The sequence below is a fragment of the Nitrospira sp. M1 genome (genome assembly GCF_965152605.1).
In genome coordinates this window covers 1,824,700-1,842,273 of sequence record NZ_OZ224217.1, presented here as the reverse complement: position 1 = coordinate 1,842,273, position 17,574 = coordinate 1,824,700, and the positions used below count along the sequence as shown (strand labels likewise).

Annotated in this window: 14 protein-coding genes; 2 read left to right on the top strand and 12 right to left on the bottom strand. The window is 47.8% G+C overall.

Features of this window, described 5'->3' with window-relative positions:
• Positions 1-272: 272 nt before the first annotated feature.
• Complete coding sequence (locus tag ACWHX8_RS08450) at positions 273-662, top strand: hypothetical protein (protein ID WP_447971512.1); 390 nt, start codon at positions 273-275, stop codon at positions 660-662.
• A gap of 52 nt (positions 663-714) precedes the next feature.
• On the opposite strand, the gene ACWHX8_RS08445 is transcribed toward ACWHX8_RS08450, so the two are convergent.
• Both ACWHX8_RS08445 and ACWHX8_RS08440 read right to left on the bottom strand, forming a co-directional pair.
• Positions 715-1,203 carry a YchJ family protein gene (locus tag ACWHX8_RS08445; protein ID WP_447971511.1) on the bottom strand — a complete coding sequence of 163 codons (489 nt, stop codon included), beginning with the start codon at positions 1,201-1,203 and terminating at the stop codon, positions 715-717.
• Between the two features lie 107 nt (positions 1,204-1,310).
• A complete protein-coding gene (locus tag ACWHX8_RS08440) occupies positions 1,311-1,670 on the bottom strand; it encodes a sulfite exporter TauE/SafE family protein (protein ID WP_447971510.1) in 360 nt (119 codons plus the stop codon).
• Positions 1,671-1,920: 250 nt separating this feature from the next.
• Here ACWHX8_RS08440 and ACWHX8_RS08435 point away from each other — a divergent pair, with 250 nt between their 5' ends.
• On the top strand, positions 1,921-3,546 hold the full coding sequence (locus ACWHX8_RS08435) for an Rqc2 family fibronectin-binding protein (RefSeq protein WP_447971509.1): 1,626 nt from the start codon (positions 1,921-1,923) through the stop codon (positions 3,544-3,546).
• A 495-nt stretch (positions 3,547-4,041) separates the two neighbouring features.
• On the opposite strand, the gene ACWHX8_RS08430 is transcribed toward ACWHX8_RS08435, so the two are convergent.
• From ACWHX8_RS08430 to ACWHX8_RS08385, 10 genes are all read right to left on the bottom strand, one after another.
• Positions 4,042-7,884 (bottom strand): IPT/TIG domain-containing protein, encoded by a 3,843-nt coding sequence (locus ACWHX8_RS08430; RefSeq protein ID WP_447971508.1) that lies wholly within the window; start codon positions 7,882-7,884, stop codon positions 4,042-4,044.
• Positions 7,885-8,086: 202 nt separating this feature from the next.
• Positions 8,087-8,461: a hypothetical protein gene (locus tag ACWHX8_RS08425; RefSeq protein ID WP_447971507.1), complete on the bottom strand. Its 375-nt coding sequence runs from the start codon at positions 8,459-8,461 to the stop codon at positions 8,087-8,089.
• Between the two features lie 342 nt (positions 8,462-8,803).
• Entirely contained in the window at positions 8,804-9,823 is a 1,020-nt protein-coding gene (locus ACWHX8_RS08420) for a TolB family protein (protein ID WP_447971506.1), read from the bottom strand.
• A gap of 48 nt (positions 9,824-9,871) precedes the next feature.
• Positions 9,872-10,105, bottom strand: a complete 234-nt coding sequence (locus ACWHX8_RS08415) for an imm11 family protein (RefSeq protein ID WP_447971890.1) — start codon at positions 10,103-10,105, stop codon at positions 9,872-9,874.
• Positions 10,105-10,392, bottom strand: coding sequence for a hypothetical protein (locus ACWHX8_RS08410; protein ID WP_447971505.1), 288 nt, complete (start codon positions 10,390-10,392; stop codon positions 10,105-10,107). Before ACWHX8_RS08410 ends, ACWHX8_RS08415 begins: the two co-directional genes overlap by 1 nt.
• 4 nt (positions 10,393-10,396) lie before the next feature.
• A complete protein-coding gene (locus ACWHX8_RS08405; protein WP_447971504.1) occupies positions 10,397-10,720 on the bottom strand; it encodes an AHH domain-containing protein in 324 nt (107 codons plus the stop codon).
• Positions 10,618-11,409, bottom strand: a complete 792-nt coding sequence (locus ACWHX8_RS08400) for a polymorphic toxin-type HINT domain-containing protein (protein ID WP_447971503.1) — start codon at positions 11,407-11,409, stop codon at positions 10,618-10,620. Before ACWHX8_RS08400 ends, ACWHX8_RS08405 begins: the two co-directional genes overlap by 103 nt.
• Positions 11,410-11,548: 139 nt before the next feature.
• Positions 11,549-11,773 (bottom strand): hypothetical protein, encoded by a 225-nt coding sequence (locus tag ACWHX8_RS08395; RefSeq protein WP_447971502.1) that lies wholly within the window; start codon positions 11,771-11,773, stop codon positions 11,549-11,551.
• Between the two features lie 768 nt (positions 11,774-12,541).
• The gene (locus tag ACWHX8_RS08390) at positions 12,542-15,565 is read right to left on the bottom strand and encodes a hypothetical protein (protein ID WP_447971501.1); all 3,024 of its coding nucleotides are present in this window, start codon (positions 15,563-15,565) and stop codon (positions 12,542-12,544) included.
• 1,114 nt (positions 15,566-16,679) lie between these two features.
• Positions 16,680-17,357 carry a hypothetical protein gene (locus ACWHX8_RS08385; RefSeq protein WP_447971500.1) on the bottom strand — a complete coding sequence of 226 codons (678 nt, stop codon included), beginning with the start codon at positions 17,355-17,357 and terminating at the stop codon, positions 16,680-16,682.
• Between the last annotated feature and the right edge of the window lie 217 nt (positions 17,358-17,574).

Here is a 17,574-nt window from a genome sequence, read left to right as displayed (position 1 = left end):
GCAAAAACACACGTCGTACAGACGGAAGTAAATTGGAACGGCTATAGAACACGAGAAACTCGGAATCCTTGATATGACATACGTATAATAGAGAAAAGATTTTCTATCCCATAATGGAAGCAAACATTTTATAGCCGATTCAGTGAACTTCCGTACGCTTTAAGCGTATGATACGCGTTGAAAGTCTACACTGTTCAACTGGAACGTATTTGGATTCGCTATAATACTTAAGATTTGAGCTTCGAGCGCTGGCTGAAGCTAAGGAGGACACCATGTTCGGGCCAATCACCATCCCATTCGGGTCAAAAATGCTCATGAATACCGTCAAGCTGAAACCTGGGGTGACCTTTGAGCAAGTAGAACTCGCCGTCGGAGAAATGTGTATGGTCGTCAAAGAAACCTATGGTGGCGAGAAAGGGGGATTTCTTGCGGGACAAGTCTTTAAATTTTCCGGGTTCGTGTCAGAAAAAGGTTCTCTGGATGCCAAACATGATGCAGACGATCATTATGCCATTGTGACGTACTGGCGATCATTCGAAGAGCATGAACAATCCCATGCCGATGAAGTCTTCAATAAAACATTTTCAGCACTTGCCTCGATGTGCTCCGAGACAAAAGAACTTGGCTACGAAATGCTCTGGCAAGGTGAGGCAAAGGCCTAACGGCTGGCGTCGCTCATGAATTGTCTCTGGCAAACAACCAGATGAACCGACGCTAGTTACTTCCACAGCATTTCTTATATTTCTTTTGGCTCCCGCACGGACAAGGGTCATTGCGTCCGATTTTCGGCTCACTACGCACAAATGTCTGGTTGGTTGGATCAACGGCATCAGTAAAAAACCACGCACCGTTTCGCTTGGTGAACTGACTCAGTTCATGATGATGTTGAGGCCCCTCATCCGTTTCAAATGTCGCTTGAAATAGAACCGTCCCACGTTCATCATTTACCCCACCCTGTTGGGTTTCAATAATCTCCAACCCAACCCACTTCGTCGACTCTGCCCATTCGCGACTGGCTTGGATATCGATATCACTTTTCGTTTCTGGATCATGCGTCTTTTCAATAAAGTCCATCCTAACCTGCGTGTACGCCGTATAACGGGCTCGCATGAGTTGTTCCGCCGTTTCGGCTTGGCGTTGCCCATCGATAATTGGCTCACAGCATTGGGGAAATGTCTTTTCACTTTGACACGGACACTGCATACTTCTCTCCTTTTTGTCATCACTACACCAGTCAAAAAATCGTTCGTCCAGTCAACAACCGACCAAATCGGTTAGAACGTTCTTCCGCGCGCTCCGTTTTTTGATAATTATGTCTTCACAAATAGATAGACACTCAGCATCATGAGCATCATAGCAAATATGTTCTTGAATTGGTCAGTGGACACGTGCTCAAGGAGCTGTGTCCCAATCTGTGCACCGACAAGGCCTCCCACACCCAAGAGCAACCCGACTTTATAATCCACATGTGCCAGTTTGTTTTGCGCCACGAGCGCAGAGAGCGAAATCATCAAAATACCAAGAAATGACGTACCCACGGCTTTTTGTGCGGTAAACCCTAGAAACAACAAAAGGGGAACCATTAAAAACCCTCCGCCTAACCCTGTCAATGAGGCCCCCAAACCGACAACGACCCCACCTATCACAATCACCACTGACGGTATCTCCACAGTGAAGTTCCTTTCTTACACATAAACATGATGGGCAACGCGAACCACTCCCTCTACACACACGCTCATCATAGTATGCATTTCTCATTTGAATGGATAGACACACGATAACCCTGAGGCTTACATTACCCGACGCAACCACCAACCTAAAACATAATATGTCTCACAGCTGGCTCTCAGCACTGCCAGAGACCATGGAAATAGACGTGACTCCCATTGATCTCTGATAGTGGCCTTGTTATGACAATGTATGGCGCTTTCTCTATCAGACTGTAAAGCCGTTACAGAAGAATGCAAGCAGGCCCTTGAGGGTGGGCTGATTCAGAAGATTCATCAGCCGCAGCCATTTATCCTGACATTCGACATTCGAAGACCTGGTGAGTCATGGACGTTACTCATATCGGTTGAGCCAGGGCTCGCTCGCCTACATATCACCGCCAACAAATCGAAGAACCCTCCCACTCCTCTCCAATTTTGTCAATATATTCGTTCGCATCTCGACGGTGGTCGAATTGAATCTATAGAGCAAGAACCTGGTGATCGAATTGTGTATATCAACATCGTAAAAACATCGGCCAAGTATGTCCTGGTCGTTGCACTCACGGGGAATCAGTCGAATGTCTTTGTCTTAAATGAAGAGCGAATCATTATACGATCATTGAAGCCATCGAGAATGGAAACTGGGCAGCCGTATGTTCCACCGCCTGTCCCTACACACAACACGTTGCCGACGCCTGACCGTTCACCCTCTTTGAGAACAAACCCCGTACAGGGAGAGGAAATAGAAGTCGAAAAACTTTCACGGCAGAATCTTCCATCACAAGCCCTTCCATATAAAGGAGAGGATGTTAAGGATAGGTTCCCGATGTCAGCTGAATTGGAGAAGCGATATCACGAACAGCAGGAATCTCAAAAACGATTAGAGTGGTTCAAGTCTCGAACAACACATATTCGAAAGTCCTTAAAGCAAGCAACACGTCGATGTCAGACGCTGGAGGCCGATTTAGCCAAGGCTGAGAAGTATCGTGAATATCAACGGTATGGGGAATTACTGAAAAGTCAATTGCATACGCTGAAACCACGGCAATCAGTCATCGAGGTGGTGGATTATTATGACCCAGCATTGCCAACGCTTTCACTTCCCCTTAATGAACTCAAAGATCCAGTGTGGAACATGGAAGACTACTTTCGGAAATATCGAAAGTATTTATCCGCTCAGGAACACCTTCGGCCACGATTAGAACAAACACGAGAAAAGATTGAATCATTAAAAGAGGAAATGGGAAAATTGGAAAAAGAAGAATTGGATGAGTTAATTGAGGTGCCGGCAAGCGGAAGCTCTCAGACCACGACGGAAACTCACCCCCACACCCGGCCCTCTCCCCCAAGGAGCAAAGACAAGGCGCTACATCAGAGAGCAAGCCTAAGCATTCCTGAGAGGCTTGATGGATTGCCTAACAAGGCGCAAAAGGGAAAGGCTAGTCCACAAACAAAACACTATCGAACGTTTGAATCCGTTGATGGGCTAGCGATTTTGGTTGGAAAAAGTGCACTCGACAACGACTACTTGACGCTTAAAGTCGCCCGACCCGATGACTTGTGGCTACATGCGAGAGGCTGCCCAGGCTCACACGTCGTTGTACGATTAGAGAAAGCCACTGACGTACCGCATGAGACCTTACGTGACGCAGCCACACTGGCTTTGTTCTATAGTGACCTGAAGAAAAGCGGAAAGGGTGAAGTCATTTATACTCTGAAAAAGTTTGTAAAAAAGTCCAAAGGACTCAAAGCCGGTGCAGTCCATGTGACCAGAGAGAAAAGTGTATGGATTGAGTTAAAAAAAGATCGCCTGGATCGCTTGAAGGGAGGCATTTAAAAAGACAACGGGATTTCTGTCTCCATGGAAATACGGTTGTATCCTATTGTGTGATTGTCAAAATACTATCTGACAGTTGGCAGCAGATTTAATTGAGATATCATTCCAAAGTGGGCACTCCATAGATTTTGAAAATCATATCGACAACAGTTTGGATCGACCAGAATTCATCATTCACCACAAGCACTAAACCCAAAATTGTTAACAGCGACCTTCATAACTTCTTAGTTTATTCGTCAAGGAAAAACACAAGGGTACACCAATACAAAATAAGTCTCGTTGAAAAGTAAGACGTCTCAGCAAAGTTTTGAGTTTCCGATGTTTGTAAGGAAGTGCAGTGATGAGAAAACTCCCCTTTTCTCATAACTGAAGAGGTATCATGAAGCTGAATGAAAAATGTGTTATTGCAAGACGCAACCCCCAACACCAACATTAGAGAAAACAAATTGTTTAATCAAAGACTTGGCCCCATCACCATAAATTTAAATGTATTTTTCAAATAATCGTTATGTTTAATTTTGCTACTGAATTTCCGCCAAATGATTTGGCTTTAAACGTTAATGTAAATTCCCCCTTCCCTGGATTATCTACCCAGATGTCCCTCCCCTTTCCAACTTCCTTGTTATTAATCAACCAGACACAATTTTCCTCCTCATCAGGTTGATTATTAGATAACCATTTCACAGATCCCCATAGATGCAACGGTGTGTTTCTTGATATAGGTTCATCTGGCTTTGGATATAAAATACCCACAATAGGTGGCTTTTCCTTAATCAGTAGGGCATTGGTTGTCTTGTTTATACTAAAATAACCATCATGCGCCACCAATTGAAACCGCACTTTTCCCGGAGGTAAGTGAGAGGTATCGATTTCCGTTTTATGGCCCTTAATTCCAATGGCCAAGGCATTCCAGGTTTTCCCATGATCGTATGAATATCGGACCCAATGATCCATAGCGACTCTTCTATCGATGTTGGATTGCCATTGCAACGAAAGAATGTCGTTCTTATTGAGTTTAGCAGCAAGTTTAGATATCGCCGGTTTTCTTTTGGGCCTTTCTAATTGCCAAATCAATTCTTGATTAATCACAATTTGCAATCTTCTGTCATTCTGGGCATCTCTCAAAAAGGAAGTAAAATAGAATGGTGGATCGATCTTCTTTACCTGTTGGCAATCACAATCGTAGCTCGAAACACTAAACAATGTGAATAAGTGATTTCGGTCAATGATATTGCCCTCCTTGTCTATTGACTCCCATACATATCCGGTCTTTACACCTTCGATATATGGTGCTCTTGATGCCACTCGTGTCAAACTCAAGATGGAGACGGTTTGATCTTCTCGCAGCAGGCCGGTGCTGAAAATCAACGGTAGTAGCCTATCTTCCTCTTCTATTGTATTGCCCATTCTTAAAGTTGCCCCAGTGCTAAACCCGCTAGGAATAGTTACGGGATTTAGGCCTGCTGCATTGGTCAAAAACTGGTGGGTGAAAACAGATATCCATGCCGGGTTACAATAACTCATAAAATCTTTTGCTGTAGCAGGATTAAGTATGTTTTGACTATTTATATTAAACCCAAATGCACCGATACTGGCATCCGTAAAAGTTTGTACACCTCCCGCATTGTTCACTACACCATTGTCGTATGGATTATATCTGGGGTAGTTGTTGTTCGGTATACCTACTGCCCCGCATGGTGCATGAGGCAGCCCTACCTGATGTCCAACTTCATGGGCTAAGGTTAACCCACCTCCTGTTAATCCGGCAGGATTGCCACCAGCGCAACCGACATTGCTGTGACTTCTTGGGATTTGAGGAGTTACAAAGCCGTAATAGACCCATCCGGCTTGGTTGCCATCTGCATTTCTACTGTTTTGTACCAGAGCGAGTATGGGACCCCAATTGGGATCACATCCTCCCGGAGGCACGCGGCCATTAAGGGGTGCAGAAGCATTACGGGTATTAATCAATCGGATGTTAGGATTTCCGGAAACGGGATAGGTAGTCATAGTGAACGTGGTATCTGCTGTAATGGCTCCAATATTCGGAGCAGCAAAATTAACATTGGAACCCACAATAATGGTCCCGGTGCCGTCGAGATTCGGGCCGTTATATCCAATGGCTATGGCCGCTAATTGCAGCGTCTGTTGCAAATTTACATTGACTGTAACTGAATCAGACGCTTGATTGTTTCCACAAAAAGCAAATGGAGAACGAGCATTGACAGTCAATCGCAAAAGACCGGTCATCCATGCGGCTGGTACATTGAAATTCAGGCTTGCATTAAGATTTCCCCTTTCATTAGCGTAGGAAACAAAGGAGTCTTGAGCTGTAATGGTATTGGTGGAGGGTATGGAACCAACAGAAATCCAGATGCCCTCAACCCTTCTTTCAATCCTAAGAATGCCACTCACTTGCGGAAGATTGCCCGATTCAAACAACGGGCTTTGCCCGCTACGTACATACACGCGTACCCACGCCGCTTTATTCGCGACAAACTGCAGACTATTATTAGCACCTATCGGGATATTAGTGGGGGGAGCTGCAGATGTATTCTGAATAGAAGTGAGATGTGCTACTCCATTATAAAATTGAATGCCTTGGGTTACCTCTATCCCATCAACCGTAAGATCGTATGCCCGTTGTACCTTGAAATTGACCGACCTGGTGTCGTTGCCGCAAGATCCTAAAACTTCCAATGTGGCAGTCATGCTCGTTGTTCGACTGTAGTTGGGTGTTGTGAATGTTTCCACTCCGGATTCGGATGAAAGAACTTCATTGGTAATTGCTAGGCCTCTTTCATCCATTATCTTCAGTCGAACCGAGGTTGCATTGCATGCATACCATGCCACACCAAATTCCCGGTTAGGTTCTAAACAGTCCTGTCCATTTAACCCTGTAATTCTCAAATATTTGACAGTCGTCTTCCCACCCTTGAAATGAACCGGGGTGAAGAGGGCAGGTCGGAATAAGTCAAATACCATATCGCAAGCGATGATGGTTGCTCCAGGCACAGAAAGATAGATAGGACCACAAATAGCTTGTGCAGGTACCCTAACTCTGATTTCCGTACTGTTCCACAATTCAGGAATAACAAAAATTGTGCCTTCTTCGGTTTCAAAAACTACCCGACCCGTTCTTCCTTCAAAAACAAAATCAGTCCCCTGAATCGTAATGATATCTCCTGGACAAGCTCTTTCGGGGCTAATACTAGTGATCGAATAATATTGAACCCCTCTCAAGGCTCGAACCAGTTCTGCTGTACAAGCCCATCTTTCTAAATCTTCTGGATTATCAGGTAGCGGAAACGGTCTAGGTTGAGGATTCGGTGGCCAAGGAAAAGGATCTGGTTCTGGATTAGGCCACGGACCTATCGGCCCACGTGGAGGACCGTCATCAGGGCCCCATGTATCGCCGAAGTACTTCATGGTTCTCAAGAAATACCGGCGGTCCTCTTCCTTCCCTAAGAATACATTTTGAGCACTTTGATAAAGTCTGTTTACTCTCTTAAGTCCGCTAATTTGTCTATTAATGATTCCAAGATTTCTATGCAGAGTAACCGGATTGTCATCCGAAACTAGGATGGCAGCAGCTAATAGCATTACCGTATTTTCTCTTGGAATGATACTTTTAAAATTACTAGTCAGACTCTTGGCGTGAATTTCTCGAATCAACTCTTCTAAAAATTTACCTGACATTAGAAGTTTGGCTTGTTCTTCGGATACAAGTGGAAGTTCATTTTGGTCGTTGGGTTGTTTCCAAATATAAAAATTTTCCAACAACTGTTTAAATCGAATGACGTCTTTCGGATTCCCTTTGATGACTTCTTGTGCTGAGTTGATAATGTCAGCGAATTCGTGGATGGGAGGCAAAGGACAAAAGAAGCTAGCTCTAAGCGCTTGGAGGCTTGCTCTATCGTGCGGATCTGTGACGTATTCAAAAGCTCTCTCAAGAGTTCCAAATACTGTCTCAGGAATGACGCCTCTATTCTTACCCTCAATACTCCGGGGAAGACGTGCTATCTTTAACCTATTGCTTTTGATCGGCACATTCATATGTAGTTTTTTACCTGGATCACATGTAAAATCTTCGCTTCGATAAAGTATTTGTTCATCTAGGTCTTTGATTAGAATGAATGCTTGTAATGAGCCTTTACATAAATGGTCATGGCTTGAGTCTGCTATCAACTGAAAGGAATAATCTCCATTGGCATTGGTGATAGTTGTCCCCAAACAATAATTCTTTGAAAGATTTCTATCGATAATTTCAACTGTTAAGCCGTGAATTCCAGAATTTTTAATAGCAGTGGTGATTCTTCCGTAAATTACGAATGCCATAGTGGCGCTCCTTGCTCGTTGTCTAATGGCGTTGGTGCGGGACTGGTGCAAATAGCAGATAACAGGTAATTCTCAATTTCCAATTCATTGACCTTCAATACGTACCTTTGAGAATTCACTTCACAATGAATATTTACATCTCTGCCTTTTTACTTACACTCAACACCGGTATAACCTCTTATCCACCATAGCGGTCATTGTGTTACAGGTGTGGAATACTCGTAATCGGTGTATTGCCACCCACTTGACCCCTTTCGGTAGGAAAGTCGGACAAAGAGGGTACTGCCAAAGTTAGCAGCAACGTGGCCCTTGCATTAAGATCAGTTATTTCTCCGCTGTCAAAGAGGTCATGTCCTCCTCTATACGACCCAACCTTGAGTCGATATGTATTCCACCCTCCAATTCCTGAAGTCCACTTAAAGTTAATGACCTGGTTGCGAACGGTTGATCCAGGAACGGGATGCGTAAGATTGGGTTTGAGTGATGTAAAAAGAGGAAACCGATCGCGGACAAAGACATCGATGTCTCCATTCGTGTCCTGCGGCACGAGGTTCGAGGCCGCCGAGCTAAAAGCCACGAAGCGCCCATCCGCACTGAGGGCAGGATGACCAAAAATAGGGCATTACCCTCCTGATTGACGCTATTAACACTGACTCGGGTCGTGCTCCCTGTCTGACGGTCATGAAGGAAAATATCGTCAGCTCCATTGGTGTCCTGCGGGACAAGGTTGGAGGCCGCCGAGCTAAAGGCCACGAGGCGCCCATCCGCGCTGAGGGCAGATACAATGCTACTACGAGCATTGCCTTCTTGGCCCGCGCTATTGACACTGACTCGGGTGGTGGTCGCCATGCGGCGGTCATGGACGAAGACATCAGTGGTCTCATTGGTGTCCTGTGGCACGAGATTCGAAGCTGCCGAGCTAAAGGCCACGAAGCGCCCATCCGCACTGATCGCAAGTGCACCATGATCCGAGGCACTGCCCTCCTGGCCGGCGCTGTTGACGCTGACGCGTGGTGGTCCCCGCCTGGCGGTCGTGAACGAAGACATCAGTGGTCTCATTGGTATCATAGGGTACGAGGTTGGAGGCCCGAGAGGCAAAGGCCACGAGGCGCCCATCCGCGCTAATGTCAGGGCTACTAATACTACGGGCGTTGCCCTCCTGGCCGGCGCTATTGACGCTGACCCGCGTGGTGGTCCCCGTCTGACGGTCGTGGACGAAGATATCGTTGACCGCGTTGGTGTCCTGCGGGACGAGGTTAGAGGCTTGAGAGGCAAAGGCCACGAAGCGTCCATCCGCGCTGAGGGCCGGTGCAGTACTACCGGCGTTGCCTTCTTGGCCGGCGCTATTGACGCTGACCCGCGTGGTGGTCCCCGCCTGACGGTCGTGGGCGAAGATATCGTTGACCGCGTTGGTGTCCTGCGGGACGAGGTTAGAGGCTTGAGAGGCAAAGGCCACGAAGCGTCCATCCGCACTGAGGGCCGGTGTAGAATCACCACCAGCATTGCCTTCTTGGCCGGCGCTATTGACGCTGACCCGCGTGGTGGTCTTCGCCTGACGGTCGTGGGCAAAGATATCGTTGACCGCGTTGGTGTCCTGCGGGACGAGGTTAGAGGCCCGAGAGGCAAAGGCTACGAAGCGCCCATCCGCGCTGAGGGCAGGTCCAATACCACTACTGGCGTTACCTTCCTGGCCCGCGCCATTGACACTGACTCGGGTGGTTTCTCCCACGTCAACAGATATGGGAGGAGGGGAGAGAGGAGGCCCAATATTTGGTACTTTCTCATCGACTCGCAAATCCTGCCCCATAGTCAGCTGAGCCGAATGGCTTAGAACTCCAAGCAATACACTTCCAGACAAGAGGACGAGCCATAATCTGTGACACATCTCCGAAAAACAATGGCGATTACTGTTAGGAATGATATGGTACTTAGAGTTCATAAGTTCCCCAAACTCAATTACACTAAACGACTGAATGTAAATCTAGGCCTATTGCACCAATAGCTTCAAGTTGCTTTTTATATGCTCGTTTATAATTATAGCCGTTTCAAATTTGGCCAATCTAAAAATAGCCACATCTACGATTTTATTAGCATCTAGTCGAAGTTTCATGAAGGCACGATATTCACCAGCCTTGTCTGGTCTGACTGGGTCATTTTGTTCAAACTTCTGGAACTCAGATTTATTTTCATCCACACAATCAACACTCTTCTTAATCACCATCACATAGTAATGAGTAGCACACTTTTTTTCAGTATATTTACCGGAAGAAAGGCTAACTCTTGATAGATACTCAATTTATCTTTTACCTTTTGACTCACAATCGGTACTCCATAAACCTCGGAAAGGGTGATATCCATTTCCTCTCCATCTTGATATACCTCCATATCTAAGATGATATTTATTTCTGGTGCAGAGTTTTTAAGCTGCCAATTATCCACTTCTAAAATATCGCCCAGATACCATCTATTAGGATAATGGACATCGTCTTTTAATCGGTAAAATTTCATAACATTATTGTTTTGTTAACCAACGATTTACTTTGCTGCCGAGAGTTGTAGCTTCTGTTGCTATACGGTCTAGAGTTCTTTCGACCGCAGCTCTATATGCCGAAGAATTTGGCTTTAATCCTGAAGTTGCAGACGATAGCTCATCGTAGACATAACTATGATATTCTTCCGGGTGAGGGCCCTTATGACCCGGAACCGCTACTTTATTAATGGCATCATCTAAGTCTATACCAGCCTTTTTAAATATTGGTTCAAACTTGGGAGTCCAAGGCCCCCTAGCTTCTGAAATACAATTTTGTTTGTACAGATATGGTGAACTGGAACGCAATTATGCGTTACCAGACGATTTATGCCAACCCCAAAGGTCTCGAATCCGGAAACCGTGAAGTTAAAGGATTCCTGGACGTCTGGACCTCGACGAATTTTCCTTATTTTCACTCCCTGTCCGTCGAGCGTGGCAAGGTTGAGCCCAGCGTGGAGGTGACGTGTTTCAATCCATCCTTGTCCTTCTACAAAAAAGGGATGCTCGGGAGTGACGGTGAGTATCTCTTCCCCTTTCGCTCCTTGAACGCTGAGCTCAAACGTCGGCTGCGGCCCATTATGATGCACCTGTAAAACCGGTTTCAGTTCTACGTGATCATTTTGTGCGTCAAATGAGACGATCAAGTCCCCTTCGTTAACCGTCTCGATGGCTGCAGGTCCTGTCTCGGTATGGATCACGGTGCCCGCAGCGAAGCAGCGCTTACAGCTCTTCATTTTCTTGAGCCGCTTGAAAGCCCGCTTCCCGTACTTGCTGCCAACCTTGACGAGTTTCCCACCGGCCTTTCCGAGCACGACACCTGCCAACGCGCCAGCCCCAGCCACCACTAAATCATCCGTTGAAGTATTGGGATCCATCACCATATTAACGGTGGAAATGACGTCATTGGCGGTGTCGTATGCGCTCCACACCCGGTAGGCGATGATCGCGGCCGGAATCAAAAAGGCCAGCTCGCCTTCCTGGTCGCGGTAATTCAACGGATTATTTAAGTTGTTGACATAGAGATTGGCTCCTTGCGGCAGATAGGGATGTCGAGCCCTGGCGGATCAGGCCGGTTAAATCGACCAGTGGCGGTATTGACGAGGCGCCAACTGTTGTTGAGATAGGGAGCGGCATCTACATCCTGTAGATAGGAGGCAGGAAGTCGGGTGTCGGCAGTTGCGTGGTGGCCGGATCTGGGCCGAATTTCCCTTCCGAACGGCGAAAACTCCCGATAGACCGGGTGAACGCCTCATCGGCGTCCAGACTAACAGCCTCGAAGTCTCGCCAGTCACGAATATGATACGAAAGAGAGCTGACCCCTGCCGTATGCTCAACCGTGGCGAGGTGAGATTCATCCATATAAACGTATTCGTATCGCCTAGTGCTGGGTACAACTCGGCCTTTGATATCCCGGAAATGCGAATCATAAAACCAGCGGTCGTGCACTTCCTCATACAACAAACGCCCGTGTTCGTCGTGCAAATAATAATGGGTCTCGTGACCCGACACCATGCGCGCAAGATTGCCTTCCCCGTCATATAAATATTGTCGACTGATAAAACCGTTGTGGTCTAACACCGTTTCGACGTGATCTTCATAGGAATACACGAAGTGGGTGTCGTGGTCTTTGATGATCCGTCCTTGGTTATCGTAGGTAACATTGGGGTTCGTCAGACGGTTGGCATCATCGTAATTTCCAAAGGTCTCAGCCGAGAAATTAATACTTCCCTAGGGGGATTCGTCTTTACCTCCATGTTATTTGCATAAATATATTCGGGCACGCCTGTGATGTTGATTGCGCCCTCCCGCTTGGTTAAATTCCCTTTCTCGTCGAAGACATATGTCACTTCCCCGGACCCAGGCCCGTTGCGAGTGTATAAGTATCCAACTGGCTCCGACCATCGTATGAAGCAAAATATGCCGCTATCATGCCCGCATCTTGCCGGATGAAAGCGTTCACAAGTGAATCAGCGGTATAGGCGACTGGTGATCTAATGGCATATAGGATGTCATCGATCTGGTCACAATTGGAGGAGATACAGCGGCGAGCTCGATGGCTCGCAAGTCGGCCCCGATCGTCGTAACCCCAATTCAGATCGATGGATCCATGAGGAGTTGACGCGTGACCTACCTCTCCCCAGCTCCCCCAGCCACGGAGACACGTGTGAACTGACCTGGCTGATTGTCCACATACCCGTAAAGGTGCAGAGTTCCATTCATTGGTGACCCGGCAGAATTAAATGGAGAATAATCTACTAGTGGGAGCGAATCTGTCGCACCAGGAAGTTGGAGAGTGATCTTCTTGGCATCGCCCAAGGCGTTGTGAGTGGTGCGTATTATACTTCCATCCCGGATCCAGCCTTCCAAACTGGTATCGGCATTGGGAAACTGGAGCACGGCCGGCTCGCCGGCCAAGTTAAAGAGACGGCGGACCGTCAACACCACTGCATCATCAGTGCGAACGGCCACATTGGGGCATGCTTTGCCAATGCAGGGAGCGTAAGTTTCTTCGACGTTCAGGTTTTTATTGGAAGGGATTTGATCCCATCCGTCTCGAATCACTGGCCAGGCCACCGGATTGTTGAAGGCAATGAGACCCCAGACACCAAAAGGTGAAATTTCAGGCCGTAGGCAATTAGCATCGTGGCACTTGACCGCGCGAACCCTCCAACAATACAGCGTATCGGGTTGCGTGTCCCACACGAAGTTGGCATTCTTCTGGCCAATGTGGTTTTGTAAGTTCATCCCCATAAAACGATGGTCTGGAGGAGCTTGGGTCCACTGGTCATGTGTTACGATCACTCCAAGCTTACATTCTTCCTGCGCTTGACCCCATGCATAGGTAGGAGAAAGCGAAGTGGCATTTTTGACCTCCCGCACCTCCAACTCATACCGGTTGGCTTCTTCTACATTCGTGAAGGCCATCGGAGTTTTGTGGAATTTGTCTACCGGATTGGGGGCCTGAGGAAACACTTCTCCCCCCTGCCACGGGGAAGGCGCATCTAGGCCGCGTGGTATCTCGAGTGTGAGATCTTTGGCTCTGCCAGCAGCATCAAATTCCGCGTAGTGTCGCCGAACCGGCAAATCGTTGCTGAAGCCCCCACTTGAATCAATAGCGGTGGCAAACTGATTGCCCCAGCTTTCGACTAAGGTCGGTTGAGTTGTAGCGGGGTCATATTGAATCGTCCGCAAAATTTTTCCGTTCTGGCTACAGGGCGTGTCGCTAACCTGAAAGGTTGCGGGTGAATTGTTTCCGAAGAAAACTTTGCGGGTTTCAGTGATTTGACCAAGGCCATTGATCCTGTGACAATGCGAGTAACCGAGCCCCTCAAAACGAGTCCAGTCTTTAAATCCCCGACCATCGTAGTGGTGCACTACTTTTCCAATTTCCGGTCGGTCCTCACTGACCAAACGGCCTAATAAGTCGAATGTCTCGTGGATGATATAGGGGAATCCGTTGGATTCAATCTTGGAATGCCAGAGACCACCATCGTAATTCCATTTATAGTCTTGATTGATGGGATCAGACCCATCCCGTTGATACCCACGCAGGAGAGGCCGTCCGGACCAAGAGTCTTCATTGACAAGAGTGACCCCTTCTTTCTTAATAGTCTCGCTCTGCTTGGCAGCGGAAAAGCTTCGAATGATTTCAGTGATCAGAGAGTTGTTAGGCCCGACTTCCTTCACCAAACGACCTGCGACGTCATACGATAACGTCAGAGGACCGCGGATTGGGTCTGTATACTTCTTGGGGCGTCCGGCATAGTCGAATTGGTTCCACTGCTTGATGCTTGTGACGTCCCTTTCTACCAAATCTTTTTGTTCGACTTTCCGACCTAATCGATCAAAAGTGATTTTTCTCCAACCGTTAGCAAAGGGAGCCGGAATCGGTCGCCGTTGGGCTATCCTCTGGTTCTGGCGAAGAGAATTGGTTGCCAAAGGTCCCTCCCCCTCCCCCGGCGAAGAATCAGCGTTGTCGACTGTGAAATCACCGGAGCCTCTCGATGGGGAGCCTGTACCGCCAGTGCCAAGTGTTGCGGTGCCACCACTTTCATCAGTACATCTCCCGCCGCGACCTATGCAAATGAAATTTGCCGTACATTCGGATTTAGATATCGAACAATAGTTGATGTGTATCGGTTCTTTGTTAAGCGTTGCCAGCTTGGTAAGTCGCCAGTCGCTGTCCCACTCGTGGAGTGTTGTCACGCCATGCCGTGTTTCCCAGCCATAAGTTCCATTTGGCTGAATATCGAGACGCTGCATAGTTGAGCCACCAGGATATTGCACCGCTGAAACAATGCCATATTGATAGTCGTAGGTAAGGATAGCGCCGGCGCGTGTGGCTGTTGCAATCGCACCTCTTTTTCCAACGCCGTTATGGTGGGTAAATGTGAACGCATCATAGGCTGAAGTTGTGTAATAAAGGTTCTGCTTATCAACGAGATGACTGGCATTACCCGACTTGTACAGAAGTTCCATTTTGGAGATGAGACTATCTCCTTCCTCCACCTGGCGCAGGATGGGCAATCCTAATACCAGTCGATCATTAGAGATAACATTCCGAAACGATTGGGTGATGGTAAGCCCATTACTTTGTTCGATACTTTCAGGTTGAAGAAAATTATACTGCCGCAGATCTAAAGTTAAAATATAAGGCGGGGACGATGATGAGTCGATTTTCGTCCTCGTTGTGACGCGGTAAAGGGTCGGCTTAGTACCCTTTGGGCAATAAAAATTCAACGCTTGATTCGAAATAGTAAGCGGGAGGCCGTGAGCGTTAGTATCTACAATATATCGGGATTGACTTTCTTCAAGACGGTTCCACATTTCAAGACCGACCATATTGATATCAGGGCAATACGACTCGCCATAAGTGTGAAAGCGTAACCCCCGGAAGGCCTGGTTTTGGTTCCCCACCCAGTGGTTGATAATGACCTCAAACTCTTTGGGGTTATCCTTATAGCTATAAGTTTTGGCAACCTCGAAGGAGTAATTGTCCACTCCGCCGGTGTTATAAAATAGGCCTGTGACGGTCTGTACATACGCCCGACGGGGATACCCGGTTCCAACTCGAAAGTCTTTTTTGGTAATTAATGCCGACCCCGCCGCCCAGTGGTGTCTTGACCCCCGTAACCAGTCCGAATCGTTCAACAACAGGCATCGAGGGTGTTCCTTGGGTCATTATTTTGTCGTAAGAAAATTCTGTCTTCCGACCTGCGGGGGTAGTCACCGCATCCAAGAAATGATAGGTGTTGGCGATGGTGCTGACGGTGTAATCCATGACGTCAACATTGCCAAAGCGGAGTTTGTGCAGATAGCGGTAGACTGATCCATCTGGCTTTGCGTAGACAAACTCTATCCTTCGCTGCTCATCATCCTCAATCCATTGAATGATCGGATGTTCCAAATACTCTTGCTCATAGAGATCATAGGTAATCTTCCAGGTATTTCCACTGAGATCCTCAATGGTTGTCGCAACGAAGCGGTCACAGGCATTGACTCCAATGCCACCGACATCAACAGATCCCAGACACTTCATGGAGGCACCAGGGAGTCTGTTGAGCTGTTGAAACGTGAGCTTCAGCCCATTGGGGCGATGCACGATAATGCTGTCTGGATTAGACTCATAAAGAACACTAAGTGACTTGGAGACATAAGAATCTCCGCCGGTCGCCACCACATTCTTTAGCTGGCTTATCTCTTTGGAATCTTGGGAGCTTGCATCGTTGAGGTAGAAGAATTCACGGGTTCCATCGCCGTTGACCAGTTCATAATTGAGGCTTTGGGTTTGAGAATTAAGATCGGGCCAGATGACCCCATAATGAAATGTCCACCCCAGACCAAGTGGGCTACGCCGGCGTTGAAATTTTAGGAGAGGTATAGGGATTTGGGGGTCGTGGTACAGGAGTCGGTCGCTATGGTATGTCCGGGTGACATAAAGCCCAAACCCACCAATGGAGGGCACCGAAATATCGGTAGCTTGGATCACCAAATTGCCGCCATAAGGAGTAACACTAATCCGGTCGTTTCCAGCAAGCAGACTGACATCAGTCGGGGGTTTGGCTTCCTCATGCATGGGGAGGATGCAGCCGACGCCATAGGTATTGGGATCGATGTAGGTATTGCAGGATGCCCTGGCGTTCAAGGGTGCAGAGACCTCCACCATGAAAAGGATCGGAACCAACAGAAACAAGAAGCGAGAAATGGGCGCCTTTAAGAAGGTCAATCCAATTCGCATGTATTTCCCCTCAAGTATGGCCAACAGTTAGGGACAGACATTGGCGGTGAGAAGCGAACTACCTCGTCGCTGCGCGCGGTTTGGGAGTAAATTCAAAAGGTCGAGCTCTCCACGGCTTTTGGGACCACAATCGACATTTATCTTATACGCCATCGACGAACGGCAGTTACCCAGAACCTGGATAACGCGTAGTTCTTCTGTGGTGACGAGTGGGCGAGCCAAAGGCACTCGCGGTGCAGTACCATGGCCGATGACTTTGTTCGAAGCATCAAAAATCACAATCGCTGCTCCAGGGGTATTCTTTACGACCACAACTTCTTCATCCCCGGGCACCGGACGCCGAATCTCGGGTGCCCCAAGCTCACTGCATGGCAGCACCTCCACCAGTGCCCCATCTTTTGGGGAAGAGAGGTTGCAGGCTTCATAGGTTTGCTGGACCCGAAGATTTTCGCCAGCCACTAGCGCCCGGTTGGCTCTAAGACCACGGGATTCAGAAACCGTACCTCCGCTCGCGATGAGCTGATCTTGAGTGTCGTACACCAAAACTTTGGCGCCGTTCATAAGACCATTGACTTCGATGATGTTCTGGTCTTCGAAGACTTTGCCTATCTCGGGTTCCGGTGGACCGTCAGGCATTTGAGGAAGGTCGATGACTTCGTAATTGTGGCCTGCTTGCCGGGAGTAAGCGGTTTCGCCACAGAACATGTAATAGCCAACAATCGTGCTCTCAGTTCGAAATGCGGGCCCATCCCTTCGCTAGCGTGCCCAGCCACTTGTAAGTTCTTAAACAGAGTGTACTCAGGGTCGGATGGCGGATGGACGGTAGCCCATACCTCCGACGACCCAGGAATGATGTTCGATACGCCTACCCGAATGCCGCAGTTGAAAAACGGTTCCCAGTACACTCGGGGTACGGGAAGAC

Coding starts and splice junctions, on each gene's coding strand:
- ACWHX8_RS08450 (WP_447971512.1), top strand. CDS start 273: ATGTTCGGGCCAATCACCATCCCATTCGGGTCAAAAATGCTCATGAAT.
- ACWHX8_RS08415 (WP_447971890.1), bottom strand. CDS start 10,105: ATGGTGATTAAGAAGAGTGTTGATTGTGTGGATGAAAATAAATCTGAG.
- ACWHX8_RS08445 (WP_447971511.1), bottom strand. CDS start 1,203: ATGCAGTGTCCGTGTCAAAGTGAAAAGACATTTCCCCAATGCTGTGAG.
- ACWHX8_RS08395 (WP_447971502.1), bottom strand. CDS start 11,773: ATGGATGAATCTCACCTCGCCACGGTTGAGCATACGGCAGGGGTCAGC.
- ACWHX8_RS08410 (WP_447971505.1), bottom strand. CDS start 10,392: ATGAAATTTTACCGATTAAAAGACGATGTCCATTATCCTAATAGATGG.
- ACWHX8_RS08435 (WP_447971509.1), top strand. CDS start 1,921: ATGGCGCTTTCTCTATCAGACTGTAAAGCCGTTACAGAAGAATGCAAG.
- ACWHX8_RS08385 (WP_447971500.1), bottom strand. CDS start 17,357: ATGTTCTGTGGCGAAACCGCTTACTCCCGGCAAGCAGGCCACAATTAC.
- ACWHX8_RS08430 (WP_447971508.1), bottom strand. CDS start 7,884: ATGGCATTCGTAATTTACGGAAGAATCACCACTGCTATTAAAAATTCT.
- ACWHX8_RS08420 (WP_447971506.1), bottom strand. CDS start 9,823: ATGAACTCTAAGTACCATATCATTCCTAACAGTAATCGCCATTGTTTT.